At 57.1% G+C, this 14861-nt stretch carries 18 protein-coding genes; 12 read left to right on the top strand and 6 right to left on the bottom strand.

The features are described from left to right. Positions 1-217 precede the first annotated feature (217 nt). The 5 genes from rplM to pyrH all read left to right on the top strand — a co-directional run bounded on the left by rplM (position 218) and on the right by pyrH (position 3738). The gene (rplM, locus tag FGF66_RS02870; protein ID WP_139456191.1) at positions 218-670 is read left to right on the top strand and encodes a 50S ribosomal protein L13; all 453 of its coding nucleotides are present in this window, start codon (positions 218-220) and stop codon (positions 668-670) included. Positions 671-685: 15 nt separating this feature from the next. After that, on the top strand, positions 686-1075 hold the full coding sequence (gene rpsI / locus FGF66_RS02875) for a 30S ribosomal protein S9 (RefSeq protein ID WP_139456192.1): 390 nt from the start codon (positions 686-688) through the stop codon (positions 1073-1075). Positions 1076-1216: 141 nt separating this feature from the next. Beyond that, positions 1217-1963: a 30S ribosomal protein S2 gene (gene rpsB / locus FGF66_RS02880; protein WP_139456193.1), complete on the top strand. Its 747-nt coding sequence runs from the start codon at positions 1217-1219 to the stop codon at positions 1961-1963. An 85-nt stretch (positions 1964-2048) separates the two neighbouring features. After that, entirely contained in the window at positions 2049-2915 is an 867-nt protein-coding gene (gene tsf / locus FGF66_RS02885) for a translation elongation factor Ts (RefSeq protein ID WP_139456194.1), read from the top strand. A 103-nt stretch (positions 2916-3018) separates the two neighbouring features. After that, the gene (gene pyrH, locus FGF66_RS02890; RefSeq protein ID WP_139456195.1) at positions 3019-3738 is read left to right on the top strand and encodes a UMP kinase; all 720 of its coding nucleotides are present in this window, start codon (positions 3019-3021) and stop codon (positions 3736-3738) included. 87 nt (positions 3739-3825) lie between these two features. Here pyrH and recX read toward each other — a convergent pair whose 3' ends face one another. Together recX and FGF66_RS02900 are read right to left on the bottom strand one after the other, a co-directional pair. After that, positions 3826-4290: a recombination regulator RecX gene (gene recX, locus FGF66_RS02895; RefSeq protein WP_139456196.1), complete on the bottom strand. Its 465-nt coding sequence runs from the start codon at positions 4288-4290 to the stop codon at positions 3826-3828. Next, positions 4283-5704, bottom strand: a complete 1422-nt coding sequence (locus FGF66_RS02900) for a B12-binding domain-containing radical SAM protein (RefSeq protein WP_170181182.1) — start codon at positions 5702-5704, stop codon at positions 4283-4285. The genes recX and FGF66_RS02900 overlap by 8 nt, the downstream gene beginning before the upstream one ends. 306 nt (positions 5705-6010) lie before the next feature. On the opposite strand from FGF66_RS02900, the gene bchF reads away from it, so the two are divergent. The 7 genes from bchF to FGF66_RS02935 all read left to right on the top strand — a co-directional run bounded on the left by bchF (position 6011) and on the right by FGF66_RS02935 (position 12641). Next, positions 6011-6484: a 2-vinyl bacteriochlorophyllide hydratase gene (bchF, locus tag FGF66_RS02905; protein WP_139456197.1), complete on the top strand. Its 474-nt coding sequence runs from the start codon at positions 6011-6013 to the stop codon at positions 6482-6484. A gap of 44 nt (positions 6485-6528) precedes the next feature. Continuing rightward, a complete protein-coding gene (locus tag FGF66_RS02910) occupies positions 6529-6750 on the top strand; it encodes a hypothetical protein (protein ID WP_139456198.1) in 222 nt (73 codons plus the stop codon). A gap of 48 nt (positions 6751-6798) precedes the next feature. Next, a complete protein-coding gene (locus FGF66_RS02915) occupies positions 6799-8919 on the top strand; it encodes a bifunctional aldolase/short-chain dehydrogenase (protein WP_139456199.1) in 2121 nt (706 codons plus the stop codon). Positions 8920-8972: 53 nt separating this feature from the next. Continuing rightward, on the top strand, positions 8973-9854 hold the full coding sequence (lsrF, locus tag FGF66_RS02920) for a 3-hydroxy-5-phosphonooxypentane-2,4-dione thiolase (RefSeq protein ID WP_139456200.1): 882 nt from the start codon (positions 8973-8975) through the stop codon (positions 9852-9854). Between the two features lie 99 nt (positions 9855-9953). Then, positions 9954-11261: a RuBisCO large subunit C-terminal-like domain-containing protein gene (locus FGF66_RS02925; RefSeq protein ID WP_139456201.1), complete on the top strand. Its 1308-nt coding sequence runs from the start codon at positions 9954-9956 to the stop codon at positions 11259-11261. 34 nt (positions 11262-11295) lie between these two features. Further along, positions 11296-12120 carry an SDR family NAD(P)-dependent oxidoreductase gene (locus FGF66_RS02930; RefSeq protein WP_139456202.1) on the top strand — a complete coding sequence of 275 codons (825 nt, stop codon included), beginning with the start codon at positions 11296-11298 and terminating at the stop codon, positions 12118-12120. A gap of 11 nt (positions 12121-12131) precedes the next feature. Beyond that, positions 12132-12641 carry an LptE family protein gene (locus FGF66_RS02935; RefSeq protein ID WP_139456203.1) on the top strand — a complete coding sequence of 170 codons (510 nt, stop codon included), beginning with the start codon at positions 12132-12134 and terminating at the stop codon, positions 12639-12641. Positions 12642-12729: 88 nt separating this feature from the next. Here the strand turns inward: FGF66_RS02935 and FGF66_RS02940 are convergent, their stop codons facing one another. From FGF66_RS02940 to FGF66_RS02955, 4 genes are all read right to left on the bottom strand, one after another. Continuing rightward, positions 12730-13143: a Clp protease/crotonase-like domain-containing protein gene (locus tag FGF66_RS02940; RefSeq protein WP_139456204.1), complete on the bottom strand. Its 414-nt coding sequence runs from the start codon at positions 13141-13143 to the stop codon at positions 12730-12732. Next, positions 13127-13525 (bottom strand): phage holin family protein, encoded by a 399-nt coding sequence (locus FGF66_RS02945; protein WP_407923805.1) that lies wholly within the window; start codon positions 13523-13525, stop codon positions 13127-13129. Before FGF66_RS02945 ends, FGF66_RS02940 begins: the two co-directional genes overlap by 17 nt. A gap of 27 nt (positions 13526-13552) precedes the next feature. After that, the gene (locus FGF66_RS02950) at positions 13553-13819 is read right to left on the bottom strand and encodes a DUF883 family protein (RefSeq protein WP_139456206.1); all 267 of its coding nucleotides are present in this window, start codon (positions 13817-13819) and stop codon (positions 13553-13555) included. Positions 13820-14032: 213 nt separating this feature from the next. Next, complete coding sequence (locus FGF66_RS02955) at positions 14033-14770, bottom strand: SDR family NAD(P)-dependent oxidoreductase (RefSeq protein WP_139456207.1); 738 nt, start codon at positions 14768-14770, stop codon at positions 14033-14035. Positions 14771-14861 lie beyond the last annotated feature (91 nt).

The following is a 14861-nucleotide window of genomic DNA, read 5'->3' on the forward strand; positions in this document are numbered from 1 at the left end:
GATTGCGGCGTTGGGTGGTGCTCAAAATCCTCACGTACTGTCGTGTACGTTCCGGTTTTTCCGCTCCAGCCGCCTTGCACTCGGGTCTCTCATGACGCTTTTCAGAGGTGTCAAACTTCTTGCAAAGAGAACAAGGTAATAGTTTGTAGAATTAATCGGAATAAATTACATTGTTCGACCTTATTTTTCGGAATAGACCAGATAATCAAAGAGAAGCATGAGCAAGACGTTAAGTTTTAAAACATACTCAGCCAAACCGGGCGAGGTGGAAAGGACATGGCACATCATTGATGCGGAGAACCAGGTGCTCGGCAGAATGGCTACCCAGATCGCGAATGTTCTGAGGGGAAAGCACAAGCCGCAGTTTACCCCCCACATCGACACCGGTGATTTCGTGGTCGTGACCAACGCCGCCAAAGTTGCGCTGAGCGGTAAGAAACACGACGACAAAACCTACTTCTCGCACTCCCACTATCCCGGTGGCGTCAGAATCGACAGCGTGAAAGACCTTCTCCAGAAAAAGCCGGAAAAGGTGATCGAGCACGCCGTTTGGGGTATGCTTCCGCACAACAACCTCGGCCGCCAGCTCTTCAAGAAGCTCAAGGTCTATGCAGGCCCGGAGCATCCGCACGCTGCCCAGATGCCGGTGGAAATGAAAGTCAATCACTAAACATAACGCATACTGATGAAAGAGGTTATCGATACCGTAGGCCGCCGCAAGACTTCGGTTGCACGGGTGTTCATGTCGCCGGGCAAAGGCAAGATCGTGGTCAACAAGCTGCCGGTCGAAGAGTATTTCAAGGATGAGTTCAAGAGAAGCCAGGCGCTGAAGCCGCTGGTTGTCGCCGAGAAGCAGAACGATTTCGATATCACGATCAATGTCAAAGGCGGCGGCATCACCGGTCAGTCCGGCGCGGTCAGCCTGGCCATCGCCAGAGCACTGGTCGAGTTCGACGAGTCGATCCGCGCTACGCTCAGGCCTGATCGTCTGCTCACCCGCGATCCCCGCATGGTCGAGAGGAAGAAATATGGCAAGAAAAAGGCTCGCAAATCCTTCCAGTTCTCGAAACGCTGATTTTTTCGTAGCAACACTCATCTCGCATACCCTGTCATTCCGGCTTGCCGGAGAACGCTTTGGGGAAGTGTCCCGGATTTTTTCGGGATCCCTCGGGCGGCGGCAGGGTAGAGGATTCAACTAAACAAAGGAGACATCACCATGTCAACAAAATTCCAGCTCGAAGAGATGCTTCGCGCAGGCGTGCACTTCGGTCACCTCGCCCGCCGTTGGAGCCCGAAAATGAAGCCGTATATCTTCATGGAGAAGAACGGCGTTCACATCATCGACCTCAAAAAGACCGTCGTCATGGCTGACGAGGCGTTCAAAGCCATCGAGGCCATCGCTTCGACCGGCCGCGAAATCATGCTGGTCGGCACCAAGAAACAGGCCAAGGTCATCATCGCCGAACAGGCCGAGCGCGCCGGTATGCCGTACGTTTGCGAGCGCTGGCTCGGCGGTATGCTGACCAACTTCTCGACCATCCGCCAGAGCATCCGCCGCATGAACTCTATCGACCGCATGGAGACCGACGGCACCTTCGACATGATCACCAAGAAAGAGCGCCTCATGCTGCTTCGCGAAAAGGACAAGCTCGTGCGCATCCTCGGCGGCATCGCCACCATGAACCGCCTGCCCGCCGCTCTGTTCGTGGTCGATATCAAGAAAGAGCACATCGCCATCAGGGAAGCCCGCTCGCTCGGCATTCCGATTTTCGCGATGGTCGATACCAACTGCGATCCTGATGAGGTCGATTACGTCATTCCGGCCAACGACGACGCTATCCGCTCCATCGCGCTGATGGTCAAGGCTGTTGCCGACACCATCCTCGAAGCCCGTTCGCTTCAGGTCGAGCAGGAAGTGCTCGCCGAGATGGACGAGGTCGCCGAAGAAGCCTCGAACGACTGATCTTAACGCTACCGGAACGAGGCCGGAACCCCATGTTCCCGCCTCGTTTTCCGCAACCAATCACGATACATACCCATAGTTTATTATGAGCCAGATTTCCGCCAAAGACGTCAAGGTTCTCAGGGATACCACCGGCGTTGGCATGATGGAGTGCAAGAAGGCCCTCGAAGAGACCGGGGGTGACATGCAGAAAGCCATCGAATATCTCCGCAAGAAGGGCGCGGCGATGGCCGCAAAGCGGGCTGACCGCGAAGCTTCCGAAGGCATGATCTGCATCCGGCTGAGCGACGACCAGAAGACGGGCGTGATTGTCGAAATCAACTGCGAGACCGATTTCGTGGCTCGCGGCGAGGTGTTCACCGGTTTCGCCAGCGAACTGGCAGGCCTGGCGCTCGCCAACGACTGCGAGTCGCGCGAAGAGCTGCTCGCCATCAACCTCGGTGAAGCCTACGGCAACGAGAGCGTCGAAGAGGCGCTCAAGTCGATGACCGGCAAGGTCGGCGAAAAACTCGAACTCAAGCGCATGGCTCGCCTCACCGCTGAAGCAGGTGTGCTCGAAAGCTACATCCACCCTGGCTCGCAGCTCGCCGCCTTGATCGCCGTCGATACCGACAAGCCGGAAGAGACCAGGGCGCTCGCCAAAGACCTCGCCATGCAGGTCGCGGCCGCCGCTCCGATTGTCACCGACCGGTCGTTCGTACCGGCTGAATATGTTGAGAAGGAGAAGGAGATTTACCGCCAGCAGGCGCTTTCCCAGGGCAAGAAAGAGGAGTTTGTTGACAAGATCGTCATGGGCCGTCTCGACAAGTACTACCAGGAGGTGGTGCTGACCGAGCAGACCTTCATCAAGGATCAGAATGCCCGTGTTTCGGCTGTGCTCGACGACTTCATGAAGAAGAACCAGGCGCAAGTCAAGGTCAAAGCCTTTGTCAGGTATCAGTTAGGAGCCTGAAACAGAAAAAAGCCTCGTTGACGCGAGGCTTTTTTTTTGCTTATTTGAAAAAGATACCCGATCAATTCCGTCGTACAAGTCAATCAGTAAAAGGAGAAGCGATATGTTAAAGTACCGGAGAATCCTGCTCAAGATCAGTGGCGAATCTCTCGCTGGAGAGAGTGGCTATGGTATCGATGCCGGAGTTCTCGAAAGCTTTGCCGACGAGGTCAAGGAGGCTTGCGACCTCGGCGCGGAAATAGCGCTGGTGATCGGCGGAGGCAATATTTTCCGGGGGCTTTCCACGGCCGCGGCCTCGATGGATCGCGTGCAGGCCGACTACATGGGAATGCTCGCCACGGTCATCAATTCGCTGGCGCTTCAGGACGCGCTCGAACGGAAGGGCATCTACACCCGCTTGATGACCGCCATCAAGATGGAGCAGATCGCCGAGCCGTTTATCCGCCGCCGCGCAGTGCGCCACCTCGAAAAAGGGCGCGTCGTGATCTTCGGCGCGGGTACCGGCAATCCCTACTTCACCACCGACACTGCCGCCTCGCTTCGCGCTATCGAGATCGAGGCCAGCGTCATCATCAAGGGCACCAGAGTCGAGGGGGTTTACGATTCCGACCCCGAAAAGAACCCCGACGCCGAGTTTTTCCCGCGCATCTCCTACTTCGACGTGATCCGCAAAAACCTCCGGGTGATGGACATGACCGCCATCACGCTCTGCCGCGAAAACACTTTGCCAATCGTCGTGATGAACATGAATACGAAAGGTAACCTGACCAGGTTGCTCAAGGGCGATCAAATTGGTACGCTCGTGCACACGGGGGACGAATGAGGAAATTATGAATGCTGAATGATGAATTGCAAGAGAGGGCGAGCCAGCGGGTTCGCCCTTTTAGCTTTTGTGTGGGGGCTTGCCAGATCAGACCGATTCTCCGCCAATCACCAGTTCCACGGTATCGCGTATCGTTTCCCAGTCGAAGCCCCGGTTTTTCAGGAAAGCGATGAGCTTTTTCTTTTTCAGTTCGGGCGGGCCGGAGAGGGTGCGCAGTTTCTTTGCAGCAGCGGCGTGGCACAGTTCGGTTTGGCTGTAGCCGGTGATCGCTTCGTCGATGATTTTGTCGGGGAGTCCTTTCTGCCTGAGGCGGGCGCGGGTCTTGAGTTTGCCTTCCGGCTTGCGGCGGGCCATGCTCGTCATGCAGCTTTGCGCGAAGGCGCGGTCATCGGTCAGGCCAAGCTCGTCGAGCCTTTGCAGTGCTTTCGAGATCGCTTCGGCCTCGAACTTTTTTTTCTTCAGCTTGGCTTCGAGTTCGGCTCTGCCGTGCGCCCTTCCGGCCAGCAGCCGGAAAGCATGGTCGAGCGCGGAACTCTTTTTTTGCTCATCCATTCAGGGCCGGTTTGACACCTGCGAGCATACCGGAATTCATCTTGTGGTCGCGCTCGAATATCTTTAACTGGGCTGTCAGATGCGTTTTGAACGCGATACTCGTGACGAGGTTGATCATTTTTCTCGGATTGTGGAAAGTTCTGAGCAGAATCTCCCTCCACGTGTAAACGTTGACGTAGCTCTTGAGCACCTTGTACTGGAAGAGCAGCGGCTCGTAACGGTCAGACTTGATAACCAGATGCAGGGCGTTGTACTTTTCCCAGTCCTCGATGGTGATCAGCCCGTTTTCCTTGTATTCGAGGTACATCTGCGTACCGGGGTATGGCGTGATGATCTGGAAGATGGGCATGAAGATGTGATTCTTCTTGACGAACTGCACCAGCTCGTCGATGTCCTCGAAGGTATCGATGGCCGGGTTGAACAGGAAGTTGCCCTGGATGTTCAGCCCCGCCTTGCGGCAGTCGTCGATGATCTTCGAGTACTTCTCCGCCGAGTTGACGTGGCCCTTGTTGTAGGCTTCGAGCGTACTCTGCTTGATCGATTCGAGACCGGCCAGCACGAAGTTGCAACCGGCCTCCACCAGCTTTTTGACCGTGGTCGGGTCTTCGAGGAAGTTGATGCTGAGGAAGACGCTGAAGGTGATGTCGCACTCCTTGAGCAGGTCGAGCGACGCCCAGAGCTTGTTCTTGTTGATGCCGAGGTTCTCGTCGGTGAGCATGAACCACGGCTTCGAGTTCTTGCCGCTCGACTTGAAGAAGTACTTTTTCGCCTCCTCGACCTGATGCTTCAGCGATTCGGGATCCTGCACACGGTACTGCTTGCCGGTGAAGTTCGGCGTGACGCAGAAGGAGCAGTTGAACGGGCAGCCGCGGGTGACGTAAATCGGAATCGACTTGGTGCCATCAACCTTCGAGCGCTTCGAGGCTTTGGCGATTCTGGCGTAGTCGAGTGGCGTAATCGCTTTGACCGGCGGGAAATCCTTGGAGTCGTAGCGCTCCTTGAGCCGGTTGTTGGCCACGTCGTCGAGCAGCGTCGTCCAGAGATTGTCGGCCTCACCGACCACGATGCAGTCTGCGTGAACCGCCGCCTCGTCGGGATTGAACGAAATGTGCAGGCCGCCGAGCACCACCTTCTTTCCGTGCTTGCGGAACTCGTCGGCGATTTCGTAGGCGCGGGTCGCCTCGATCGTTCGCGAGGTGATGCCGACCATGTCGTAGTCGCCATCGTAATTGACCTTGTCGTGGAAGTGTTCATCCACGAGTTCGATGTGATGCTGTGGTGGAGTCAGGCTTGTCAGCACACCGAGCGCCATGTGGAAAAGAGGCTTCTGGTTGCTGTCGTCATCCATTTTGCCCTGCGGAGATACGAGCAGGATTTTCAGGGGCCGGGTGGCTGCTGGGTCAGGAAATTGCATCAGGTGAAAAAAACCGGATTGATCGAAAAAGCCATGACTCTGTATTGCAGGATTGTCCGATTTTGAAAGGCGCTGGAAGCGGGCGTACAACCTGTCTGGTGAAACCTACGAAACCTGCCGAATTTAGCAAAATATTCGATAGTTGACAATTTCGTCAGCGCCGTAAAAAAGGTTGTCGAAGAAGCGCAATTTCGCTTTTCAGAGGTTTTTCAGGGTAACCGGATTTTGCTATATTCCCTGCTTCATACAGCCAAGCAGGCTGTTGCCATCATTCCAATTATCAGTTGCAAGCACAAGAAAGACTTCATGCCTCGCTACACACCTGAACAGCTCGCTAAACGCAACGCCTCGGTCTGGACCGATATTCAGATTATTCTGGCTCCGCTTCAGTTTTTCATCTTTCTTGCCGGCGTAACGCTCAATACCCTCTACGCATTCAACATCGCCAGCATCGATTTTTACTGGATCAGTCTCGCCATTCTGTTCAAGACTCTCTTTTTCGCCATTCTGTTCATCACGGGCATGTTTTTTGAAAAGGAGATTTTCAACCAATGGGTCTATTCCAAAGAGTTTCTCTGGGAAGATGTGGGCAGCACGGTGGCGGCCTTTTTCCACCTGCTCTATTTCGTGATGGCGTGGATGGGCTATCCGCCAGAGGTACTGGTCGTCGAAGCCTACATCGCCTACATGACCTACGTGCTCAACGCCTTGCAGTATCTGGTGAGGATCATTCTCGAAAAAAACAATGAACGAAAGCTGAAGGGGCAGGGGGCGATCTGATCTCCGTCCTGTTCTGCCGCTTGTCAGCATAGCTTGCGCCGATTATGAATTACAGTTTCAAGACGCTCTGGAATGTGATGTTTCTGGCCATCGGGCCGGTCTGGTTTTTGCTGGTCTGGATGATCTGGTCTTCCGGACAGCTCAAAACAGAGGCCGATCAGATGCTTTATTTCGCCCTGATCATTCCGGGCTTTATCCTGATCTATCTGTCAGGCTTTCTGATTCAGAAGCGTCATGCGAAAAAAATACAGGGTCTGCACTCCTGAGCAGCGCATCGCAACTTTAACCGTGATTACAGGAATAGTTCAATCCTTATGAAGAATCTCTGGAACGAGTCCGATCTGAACATGACGGCGGCTGGCCGCATCGACGCCGCCGATACTCCCGCCGAACTGGTGGAGCTGGTCTATGCGTCGAGGCTGCTCGGCATGGATGACCGGCTGGTCATGCACGGCGGCGGCAACACCTCCGTCAAGAGCGTCCTGACCGATTTTATCGGCAATCACGCCAACGTGATTTACATCAAGGCCAGCGGCGTCAACCTCGCCTCGGTCGATGTGCAGGACTTCACGCCGGTGCGCATCGATCCCTTGCGCAAGCTTCAGCAGATGTACGAGTCCGGCCAGCGGCACAGCGAGGAGGATATCAGGGAGTTTTCAAACCGGGAGTTCAAGAATTTCCTCTTCCTGAATCTCTTCACCCTGACCGATCACATGGTCAGCCGCTCGCTCAGCCCCTCCATCGAGACGCTCCTGCACGCTTTCTTGCCGCACCGTTACATCATGCACACCCACTCGCTGGCGCTGCTCACGCTGAGCAACCAGACCGAGGGGGATCGCCTGTGTCGCGAGGCGCTTGGAGATGGCTACGGCATGGTTCCCTACATCCAGCCGGGACTCGGCCTGGCCAATCTCGCCCATGACGCCTATGAGAAAAATCCTTCGATCGAGGGGATGGTGTTGCACAAGCACGGCCTGGTGACCTTCGGCGACACGGCGCGGGAGGCGTATGACCGCATGATCGACGGCGTCAACCGCATCGAGGAGCGCATCGCTTCCACCGGGAGCAAGGTGTTCGCCGTGGCTGAAATGCCAGCCCAGATCGCCAGCGTCGAACAGGTCGCGCCCATCGTGCGTGGCGCGTGCTCGTTCGAGAAGACGCCCGGCGAAAAGGATTACCAGAGCTTCGTGCTCGAGTTCAGAACCTCGCCCGCGCTGCTCGACTACCTCAAAATCGCCGATCTCGAAGCGTTCAGCAAAAAGGGCGCGATGACGCCGGACTTCATCATCCGCACCAAGAATCACCCGCTCGTCGCGCCCGCGCCGGACGGCGCCGATCTCGAAGGTTTCGGCAAGGCGCTCCGGGAGCGCGTCGAGCGCTTCACCGAGGAGTACCGCGCCTACTTCGAGCGCCAGCAGGCGGTGACCGGCATGGAGGTTTCGATGATCGATCCGATGCCGCGCGTCGTGCTGGTTCCGGGCCTCGGCCTGTTCGGCCTCGGCCGCTCCGTCGCCGACGCCAGGCTCACGGCGGACATTGCCGAGCACTCGGCGGTGGCGATGCTCGATGCCGAGTCGATCGGCTGCTTCGAGTCGATCTCCGAGAAGGACGCCTTCGAGATCGAGTACTGGGACATGGAGCAGGCCAAAGTGCGCAAGAGCCGCAACGGCGGCGAGTTCGCCGGAAAGGTGGCGCTCGTCACCGGCGGCGCGGGCGCGATCGGCCTGGCCACGGCGAAGGCGTTTAAGCAGAAAGGCGCGGAGATCGTGCTGATGGATCTCGATCCGGCGGCGCTCGAAAAGGCGGCGACGGAACTCGGCTCCGGTACGCTCACGATTCCCTGCGACGTCACCAACGCCGCCGCGGTCGGCGAGGCGTTCGACGCGGTTTGCCGCGCTTTCGGCGGTCTCGACATCGTCGTCTCCAACGTCGGCGTTGCATGGCAGGGCAGGATCGGCGACGTCTCCGACGAGCTGCTCCGCAGGAGCTTCGAACTCAACTTCTTTTCGCACCAGACCATTTCGCAGAACGCCGTCAGGATCATGCGCCGTCAGGGCACCGGTGGCGTGCTGCTCTACAACGTTTCGAAGCAGGCGGTCAATCCCGGCCCGGACTTTGGCCCGTACGGCCTGCCAAAAGCCGCGACGCTCTTTTTGCTTCGCCAGTACGCGCTCGATCACGGACGCGACGGCATTCGCGCCAACGGCGTCAACGCCGACCGCATTCGCAGCGGCCTTCTCACGCCGGAGATGATCAAGGCCCGTTCGGCGGCGCGCGGACTCTCGGAGCGGGATTACATGGCGGGCAACCTGCTTGGCCTCGAAGTTTCAGCCGAGGACGTTGCGGACGCGTTCGTGCATCTGGCGCTCGAAACCAAGACGACCGGCTCGATCACCACGGTTGACGGTGGCAACATCGCCGCCGCGCTGCGGTAACTATGAACGTAGTTTCACAATCAAAACCCTAACCGAATCAGGAGATCACGACGATGGCGGAGTACGATAAGGACAAACAGGCCAAAGAGTATTACACCGATATTCCGGTCAATACCCACGGCTTTTTTCTGAAAGGCGCTCACTCGCTCGACTGGGGCATGAAGAACCGCCTGTCGAGGATTTTCCGTCCCGAAACCGGTAAAACGGTGATGTTCGCCATCGACCATGGTTACTTCCAGGGGCCGACCACCGGCCTGGAGCGTCCCGACGTGAACATCGTGCCGCTCATGAAACATGCCGACGCCATCATGCTCACCCGCGGCATCCTGCGCACCACCGTGCCGCCTAGCCTCACCAAGGCTGTCGTCATGCGGTGCAGCGGCGGGCCGAGTATCCTCAAGGAGCTTTCGGACGAGGAGCTGGCCGTTGACATCGAGGACGCCATCCGCATGAACGTGGCCTGCATCACGCTTCAGGTCTTCATCGGCGGCGAGTACGAGACCCGCTCGATCCACAACATGACCAAACTCATCGACATGGGCCTGCGCTACGGCATCCCGACGATGGCCGTGACCGCTGTCGGCAAGGACATGGTGCGTGACGCGAAGTATTTCCGCCTCGCCACCCGCATCTGCGCCGAGCTTGGCGCGCAGATCGTCAAAACCTACTACGTGCCGGAAGATTTCGAGACCGTCGTTGCCTCCTGCCCGGTGCCGATCGTGATGGCTGGCGGCAAGAAGCTCCCCGAGATCGAAGCGCTGACCATGTCGTACAACGCGATCCAGGAGGGCGCTGCTGGCGTCGATATGGGCCGCAACATTTTCCAGAGCGACAATCCCGAGGAGATGATGCTCGCGGTCAACAAGATCGTGCACGAGGGGTACAATCCGAACGAAGCCTACGAGTACTTCAACACGCTCGTGGCCGCGAAGTAATTTGCCCGGCGGCACTGTTCCGCCTTGATTGTCAACAGGGAGGTGGTTGTATCTGCCTCCCGCTTTTTATAACTGTGCAGCGGCTGATCGAATCAAATTATGAATGCTGAAGACGTCAAAGGTTTTTTTGCTTCCAGGGAATCGCTCGACATGGAGCAATACCTTGTTCTCGACTATTACCTCGAATGCGTTGGTGATATCGAGACCGCTCTCGCCCACTTTTGCAGTGAACAGTCAACCGCTCAGTGGAAGAGGGTAGGCGTTGACGAAGACTTCAGGCCGATGCACGCCGCCAAGGTGATCGATTACGATGTGATCGAAGAGCTGGAGCAGCTCAGCTATCCGGTCAAGCACTCCGAGACCGGCAAGATTCATGCCTGCCGCGTGACCATCGCCCATCCGCACTGCAATTTTGGCCCGAAGATTCCCAATCTTCTCACCGCCGTCTGCGGCGAGGGCACCTACTTCACGCCGGGTGTGCCGGTGGTGAAGCTGATGGACATTCACTTTCCCGACACCTACCTGGCCGATTTCGAGGGGCCGAAGTTCGGTATCGATGGGCTGCGCAATATTCTCAACGCTCACGGACGCCCGATTTTCTTCGGCGTCGTCAAACCCAATATTGGCCTCAGCCCCGAGGAGTTTTCGGAGATCGCCTACCAGAGCTGGCTTGGCGGACTCGATATCGCCAAGGATGACGAGATGCTGGCCGACGTGACCTGGTCGAGTATCGAAGAGCGCGCGGCTCATCTCGGCAAGGCGAGGCGCAAGGCCGAGGCCGAGACCGGCGAACCCAAGATTTACCTGGCCAACATCACCGACGAGGTGGACAGCCTGATGGAGAAGCACGACATCGCCGTGCGCAATGGCGCCAACGCGTTGCTCATCAACGCGCTTCCGGTGGGACTGAGCGCGGTGCGGATGCTCAGCAACTACACGCAGGTGCCGCTCATCGGCCACTTTCCGTTCATCGCCTCGTTCAGCCGGATGGAAAAATACGGCATCCACTCCAAAGTGATGACGAAATTACAGCGCCTTGCCGGACTCGACGTGGTTATCATGCCCGGTTTCGGCGACCGCATGATGACTCCCGAGGAGGAGGTGATCGAGAATGTCATCGAGTGCACCAAGCCGATGGGGCGCATCAAACCCTGCTTGCCGGTGCCCGGCGGCAGCGATTCTGCGCTCACGCTCGAAACGGTCTGGCGCAAGGTCGGCAGCGTTGACTTCGGCTTCGTGCCGGGGCGCGGCGTGTTCGGCCATCCGATGGGGCCGCGGGCTGGCGCGAAAAGCATCAGGCAGGCGTGGGAGGCTATCGAGCAGGGGATTTCAATTGAAACCTGGGCCGAGACCCATCCCGAACTTCAGGCCATGATCGACCAGAGCGCGCTGAAAAAGCAGGACTGAAGCGCGGCGCTGCCGGAAGCTGAAACGTGCCGTCATGAAACAGCTTGAGAACAGGGTCGTCGTCGTCACCGGCTCGACCAAAGGCATCGGCAGGGCCATCGCCCGCGAGTTCGTCCGCGAGGGCGCGAAGGTGGTCATCACCTCCAGCCGCCGGGAAAATGTCGAAGCCGCCCTCCGCGACTTTTCCGGAGAGTCGGTTTACGGCCACGTCTGCGACGTCTCGTCGTACGCCAGCGTCGAGGCGCTCGTCGAAGCAGCCGTCAGGCGGTTCGGCGCAATCGACTGCTTCGTCAACAACGCAGGAATCTCCGATCCCTTCGCCAGCGTCTGCGACAGCGACCCGGAAGCCTGGGCGCGGGTGATCGACACCAATCTCAAGGGAACCTACCACGGCAGTCGCGCCGCCGCCCGCTACTTCCTGTCATCCGGCAGGCGCGGCAAGATCATCAACATGGCCGGATCGGGCACCGACAAAGGCTCGAACACCCCCTCCATTTCAGCCTACGGCTCGACCAAGGCGGCCATCGCTCGCTTCACCTACGCCATGGCCGAAGAGTATCGCAAAACCGACCTTTCGGTCATGCTGCTCCATCCGGGCCTTGTCAGGACGGAGATCAACAGTCCGGAGCATCCGACGCCGGAATTGGAAAAACAGCTCAGTACCTTCAACGTCATCCTCGACATCTTTGCCCAAAGCCCCGACAGGGCGGCGCGATACGCCGTGAAGATGGCCTCGCCGTGGAGCGACGGCAAGACCGGCCTCTATCTGTCGGCGCTCGACGGAAAACGCAAGAAGATGATGCTCTTGAGTTATCCGTTTCGTAAACTGCTGAATAGCATCGATCGACAAACCTATTAACCGTGAAAGCCATGCGGAAAACGACAGGAACCCTTTTCGTACTGCTCACTCTCGTGACGCTTCTTTTTCAGGGATGCTACAGCTTTTCGGGCGCATCGATTCCGCCGCATTTGAACACGGTCGCGGTGCCTTTGTTCGATGACACCTCGCAGGCCGGCATAGCAGAGATCAGGGAACGTATTACCCGCAGCCTGACCAACAAGATCGAATCGCAGAGCACGCTTTCGATCGAAGCTGATCCCGACCGAGCCGATTCGGTACTGAGAGGCGCAATCGTCTCCTACAGCGACGAGCCGAGCCAGCTTGGAGGCGCGACCGAGCGAGCGGTGACCTACCGGATCACGATCGTTCTCAAAGCCGATTTCGACGATCAGGTCAAAAACACGAAACTCTTCTCGCAGACGTTCGTCGGATTCGCCGACTATCAGGCAGGCGATTACGCCGCCCAGCAAGGTGCTATTCAGAGTGCTTACGACATGGCTGCTGACGACCTGTTCAACCGGATGATTTCGAACTGGTAGGGAAGAAGGGAATGATGAATTGAAGAGCGGTGGGACAGGGGGTTCTTTGGCTCTTCATTCTATAGGACTTATTTCCACCATAGCCCCGCTAACCTTTGCGCTTTTTGCTTTCAACCTGGCTTTTGAGCCAGGTGATGGCCAGGTCTTTGGCGGTGTGCAGCAATTCCGCCCCAATGGCTCCGGCCGCGACGGCGATTGGCGAGGGTTGATTTGCCTGAAAAGTCTGCGGTCTTGCTTGCGTGGTTTCAACGGCGGCGGGCTGGCGTTTCGGGCTGAAGAGCGACCTGATGACCCGGCCCGCGACAATGCCGGTGACGAAGGAGACTCCGGTTGCCTCCAGCGGATGTCTCCTGAGCATCTCGACCGGTGACAGCTCCTCCTGCAAATCCTCCTTCAGTTGCCGCGTTCTGGCTTTGATCTGCTCCCCGCGGTCGCTGATGGTCTGCTCCAGCTCGTCGATTCTCGACTGGATGCTTTTGATCGGGTCATTTGCGGTAGTCATTGGCGGAGAGAAGGATTTTATGGATAAAGTTTTTCAGCGCATCCGGCTTGACTTTGGTGAAGAAGGCGAAAGTCAGGATGAACACCATGCTTACCAGCAAGTAGCCAAGCCAGACGTGGCCGAAGAGTTCGCCAAAAAGCAGGGCGATGGTGGTGATCAGGTAGGCCACGCCGATCATGAGGACGACGAGTAGCAGCAGCAGAGCGCTGACAAGCGCCACCTTTTCGGTCATCTCTATCTTGAACAGTTCGAGCTTGGCGTCGATGATCGCCTTCAGGTCTTCGATGGTCGAGGTGACCGTACTGTCAATCAGCCCCGGAATGCCTTTCTTCGTGCGGATCTGATTTTCTTTACGGCCACCGCTGGCTGCTTCCTGTTTCATCCGGCTCATGCGATAATTGGTTTCCTGTTATTTTCTCTTGAGCAGAAAGCCAAGAAATACACCTGCGCCAAGGGCGTAAAAGAACGAATTTACCGGATTTTCCGTGATGTAATCGCGAGCCTTGTCGCGCGTGTCGAGCATTTTCTCCCAGGTTTCGCTCTCCTTGAACTCGTTGAACGCTTCCGAAACTTTCTGGCCGACCTCCCTGAGCGGTTCAGGAATGTTATCGTGCGTCTCCGGGCTTGTTTTGGTCTCTTCCTGAGCCATGTCGTTGACCGGTATCTGGTGTTCCATGGTAGTGGATGGGATAGGTTCGCGGGCCGATTACTGCTTGAATATAGAAAAAATAACGGAGGCAACGGCTCGCTTGTTCCCGGTTGGCGGGTTAATCGTTTTGAGCAATGGGACGTGTGGGACTTACAGGACGTATGGGTCAAATGGGAGGAACAGGAAACGGCGATTGAAATTCCGTTTTCAATTCATCATTCGACACTCATAATTCATGATTCAAAACAACAGCCGTCCGCCGTCCACGTTGATGACCTGGCCGGTGATGTATTCGGTCTCCATCAGAAAGCGGATCGCCGCGACGATGTCCATCGGGTCGCCGAGTCGCTCCAGCGGGATTTTGCCGACGAGGTCGGCTTCCGGCTCCTCGCCGCGGCCCGAGTAGGCCGAGATGGTGCCTGGCGCGATGGAGTTGACGAGAATTTTTGGCGCCATTTCCTTGGCGAAAATCCTCGTGATGTGCTGGACCCCTGATTTGGAAACCGTGTAAGGCGCGTAGTTCCGCCACACGAGGTTCGCCGAAATGTCGGTCATGGTGATCATGTGCGAGACGAAGGACTGCTTCATCATGATCCGCGCGGCGGACTGCATGGTGAAAAATGTTCCTTTCAGGTTGGTATCGACCAGGCTGTCCCAATCCGGCTCGGTCACTTCGAGCAGGCCGGTGCGGAAAAAGTTCGAGGCGCTGCTGATGAGCAGGTCGAGCCGGTCGAAGTGGTCGCTGAAGGAGGCGAAGGCCCGCTCGATCTCGGCGACGCTCGAAACGTCGCACTGCGCCATCTGCGATTCGGGACTGACCCAGCGGATTTTTTCGAGCGTCTCCTTGGCCTTCTGTTCCGAGTGCTGCCAGGTGAAAAAGATCGAGTAACCCTGTCCGGCCACGGCCAGCGCGATTTCGCTGCCGAGCTTGCCCGAAGCTCCAGTCATGAAGCACACCTTTTTTCCTGAATTTGGCATGGCGGCAATAGCTGGTTGAAATAGTGCTTTTTTCAAGGTAACAAAAAATAAGACCTATAGGACTTACAGGTCGTATAAGTCCTATAGGAGA

The sequence above is a fragment of the Chlorobaculum thiosulfatiphilum genome (assembly GCF_006265165.1).
Lineage (GTDB): Bacteria > Bacteroidota > Chlorobiia > Chlorobiales > Chlorobiaceae > Chlorobaculum > Chlorobaculum thiosulfatiphilum.

Excerpts from the sequence above, each read along its gene's own strand:
- rplM (WP_139456191.1), top strand. The coding sequence starts at position 218 with ATGAGCAAGACGTTAAGTTTTAAAACATACTCAGCCAAACCGGGCGAG.
- rpsI (WP_139456192.1), top strand. The coding sequence starts at position 686 with ATGAAAGAGGTTATCGATACCGTAGGCCGCCGCAAGACTTCGGTTGCA.
- rpsB (WP_139456193.1), top strand. The coding sequence starts at position 1,217 with ATGTCAACAAAATTCCAGCTCGAAGAGATGCTTCGCGCAGGCGTGCAC.
- tsf (WP_139456194.1), top strand. The coding sequence starts at position 2,049 with ATGAGCCAGATTTCCGCCAAAGACGTCAAGGTTCTCAGGGATACCACC.
- pyrH (WP_139456195.1), top strand. The coding sequence starts at position 3,019 with ATGTTAAAGTACCGGAGAATCCTGCTCAAGATCAGTGGCGAATCTCTC.
- recX (WP_139456196.1), bottom strand. The coding sequence starts at position 4,290 with ATGGATGAGCAAAAAAAGAGTTCCGCGCTCGACCATGCTTTCCGGCTG.
- FGF66_RS02900 (WP_170181182.1), bottom strand. The coding sequence starts at position 5,704 with ATGCAATTTCCTGACCCAGCAGCCACCCGGCCCCTGAAAATCCTGCTC.
- bchF (WP_139456197.1), top strand. The coding sequence starts at position 6,011 with ATGCCTCGCTACACACCTGAACAGCTCGCTAAACGCAACGCCTCGGTC.
- FGF66_RS02910 (WP_139456198.1), top strand. The coding sequence starts at position 6,529 with ATGAATTACAGTTTCAAGACGCTCTGGAATGTGATGTTTCTGGCCATC.
- FGF66_RS02915 (WP_139456199.1), top strand. The coding sequence starts at position 6,799 with ATGAAGAATCTCTGGAACGAGTCCGATCTGAACATGACGGCGGCTGGC.
- lsrF (WP_139456200.1), top strand. The coding sequence starts at position 8,973 with ATGGCGGAGTACGATAAGGACAAACAGGCCAAAGAGTATTACACCGAT.
- FGF66_RS02925 (WP_139456201.1), top strand. The coding sequence starts at position 9,954 with ATGAATGCTGAAGACGTCAAAGGTTTTTTTGCTTCCAGGGAATCGCTC.
- FGF66_RS02930 (WP_139456202.1), top strand. The coding sequence starts at position 11,296 with ATGAAACAGCTTGAGAACAGGGTCGTCGTCGTCACCGGCTCGACCAAA.
- FGF66_RS02935 (WP_139456203.1), top strand. The coding sequence starts at position 12,132 with ATGCGGAAAACGACAGGAACCCTTTTCGTACTGCTCACTCTCGTGACG.
- FGF66_RS02940 (WP_139456204.1), bottom strand. The coding sequence starts at position 13,143 with ATGACTACCGCAAATGACCCGATCAAAAGCATCCAGTCGAGAATCGAC.
- FGF66_RS02945 (WP_407923805.1), bottom strand. The coding sequence starts at position 13,525 with ATGAAACAGGAAGCAGCCAGCGGTGGCCGTAAAGAAAATCAGATCCGC.
- FGF66_RS02950 (WP_139456206.1), bottom strand. The coding sequence starts at position 13,819 with ATGGAACACCAGATACCGGTCAACGACATGGCTCAGGAAGAGACCAAA.
- FGF66_RS02955 (WP_139456207.1), bottom strand. The coding sequence starts at position 14,770 with ATGCCAAATTCAGGAAAAAAGGTGTGCTTCATGACTGGAGCTTCGGGC.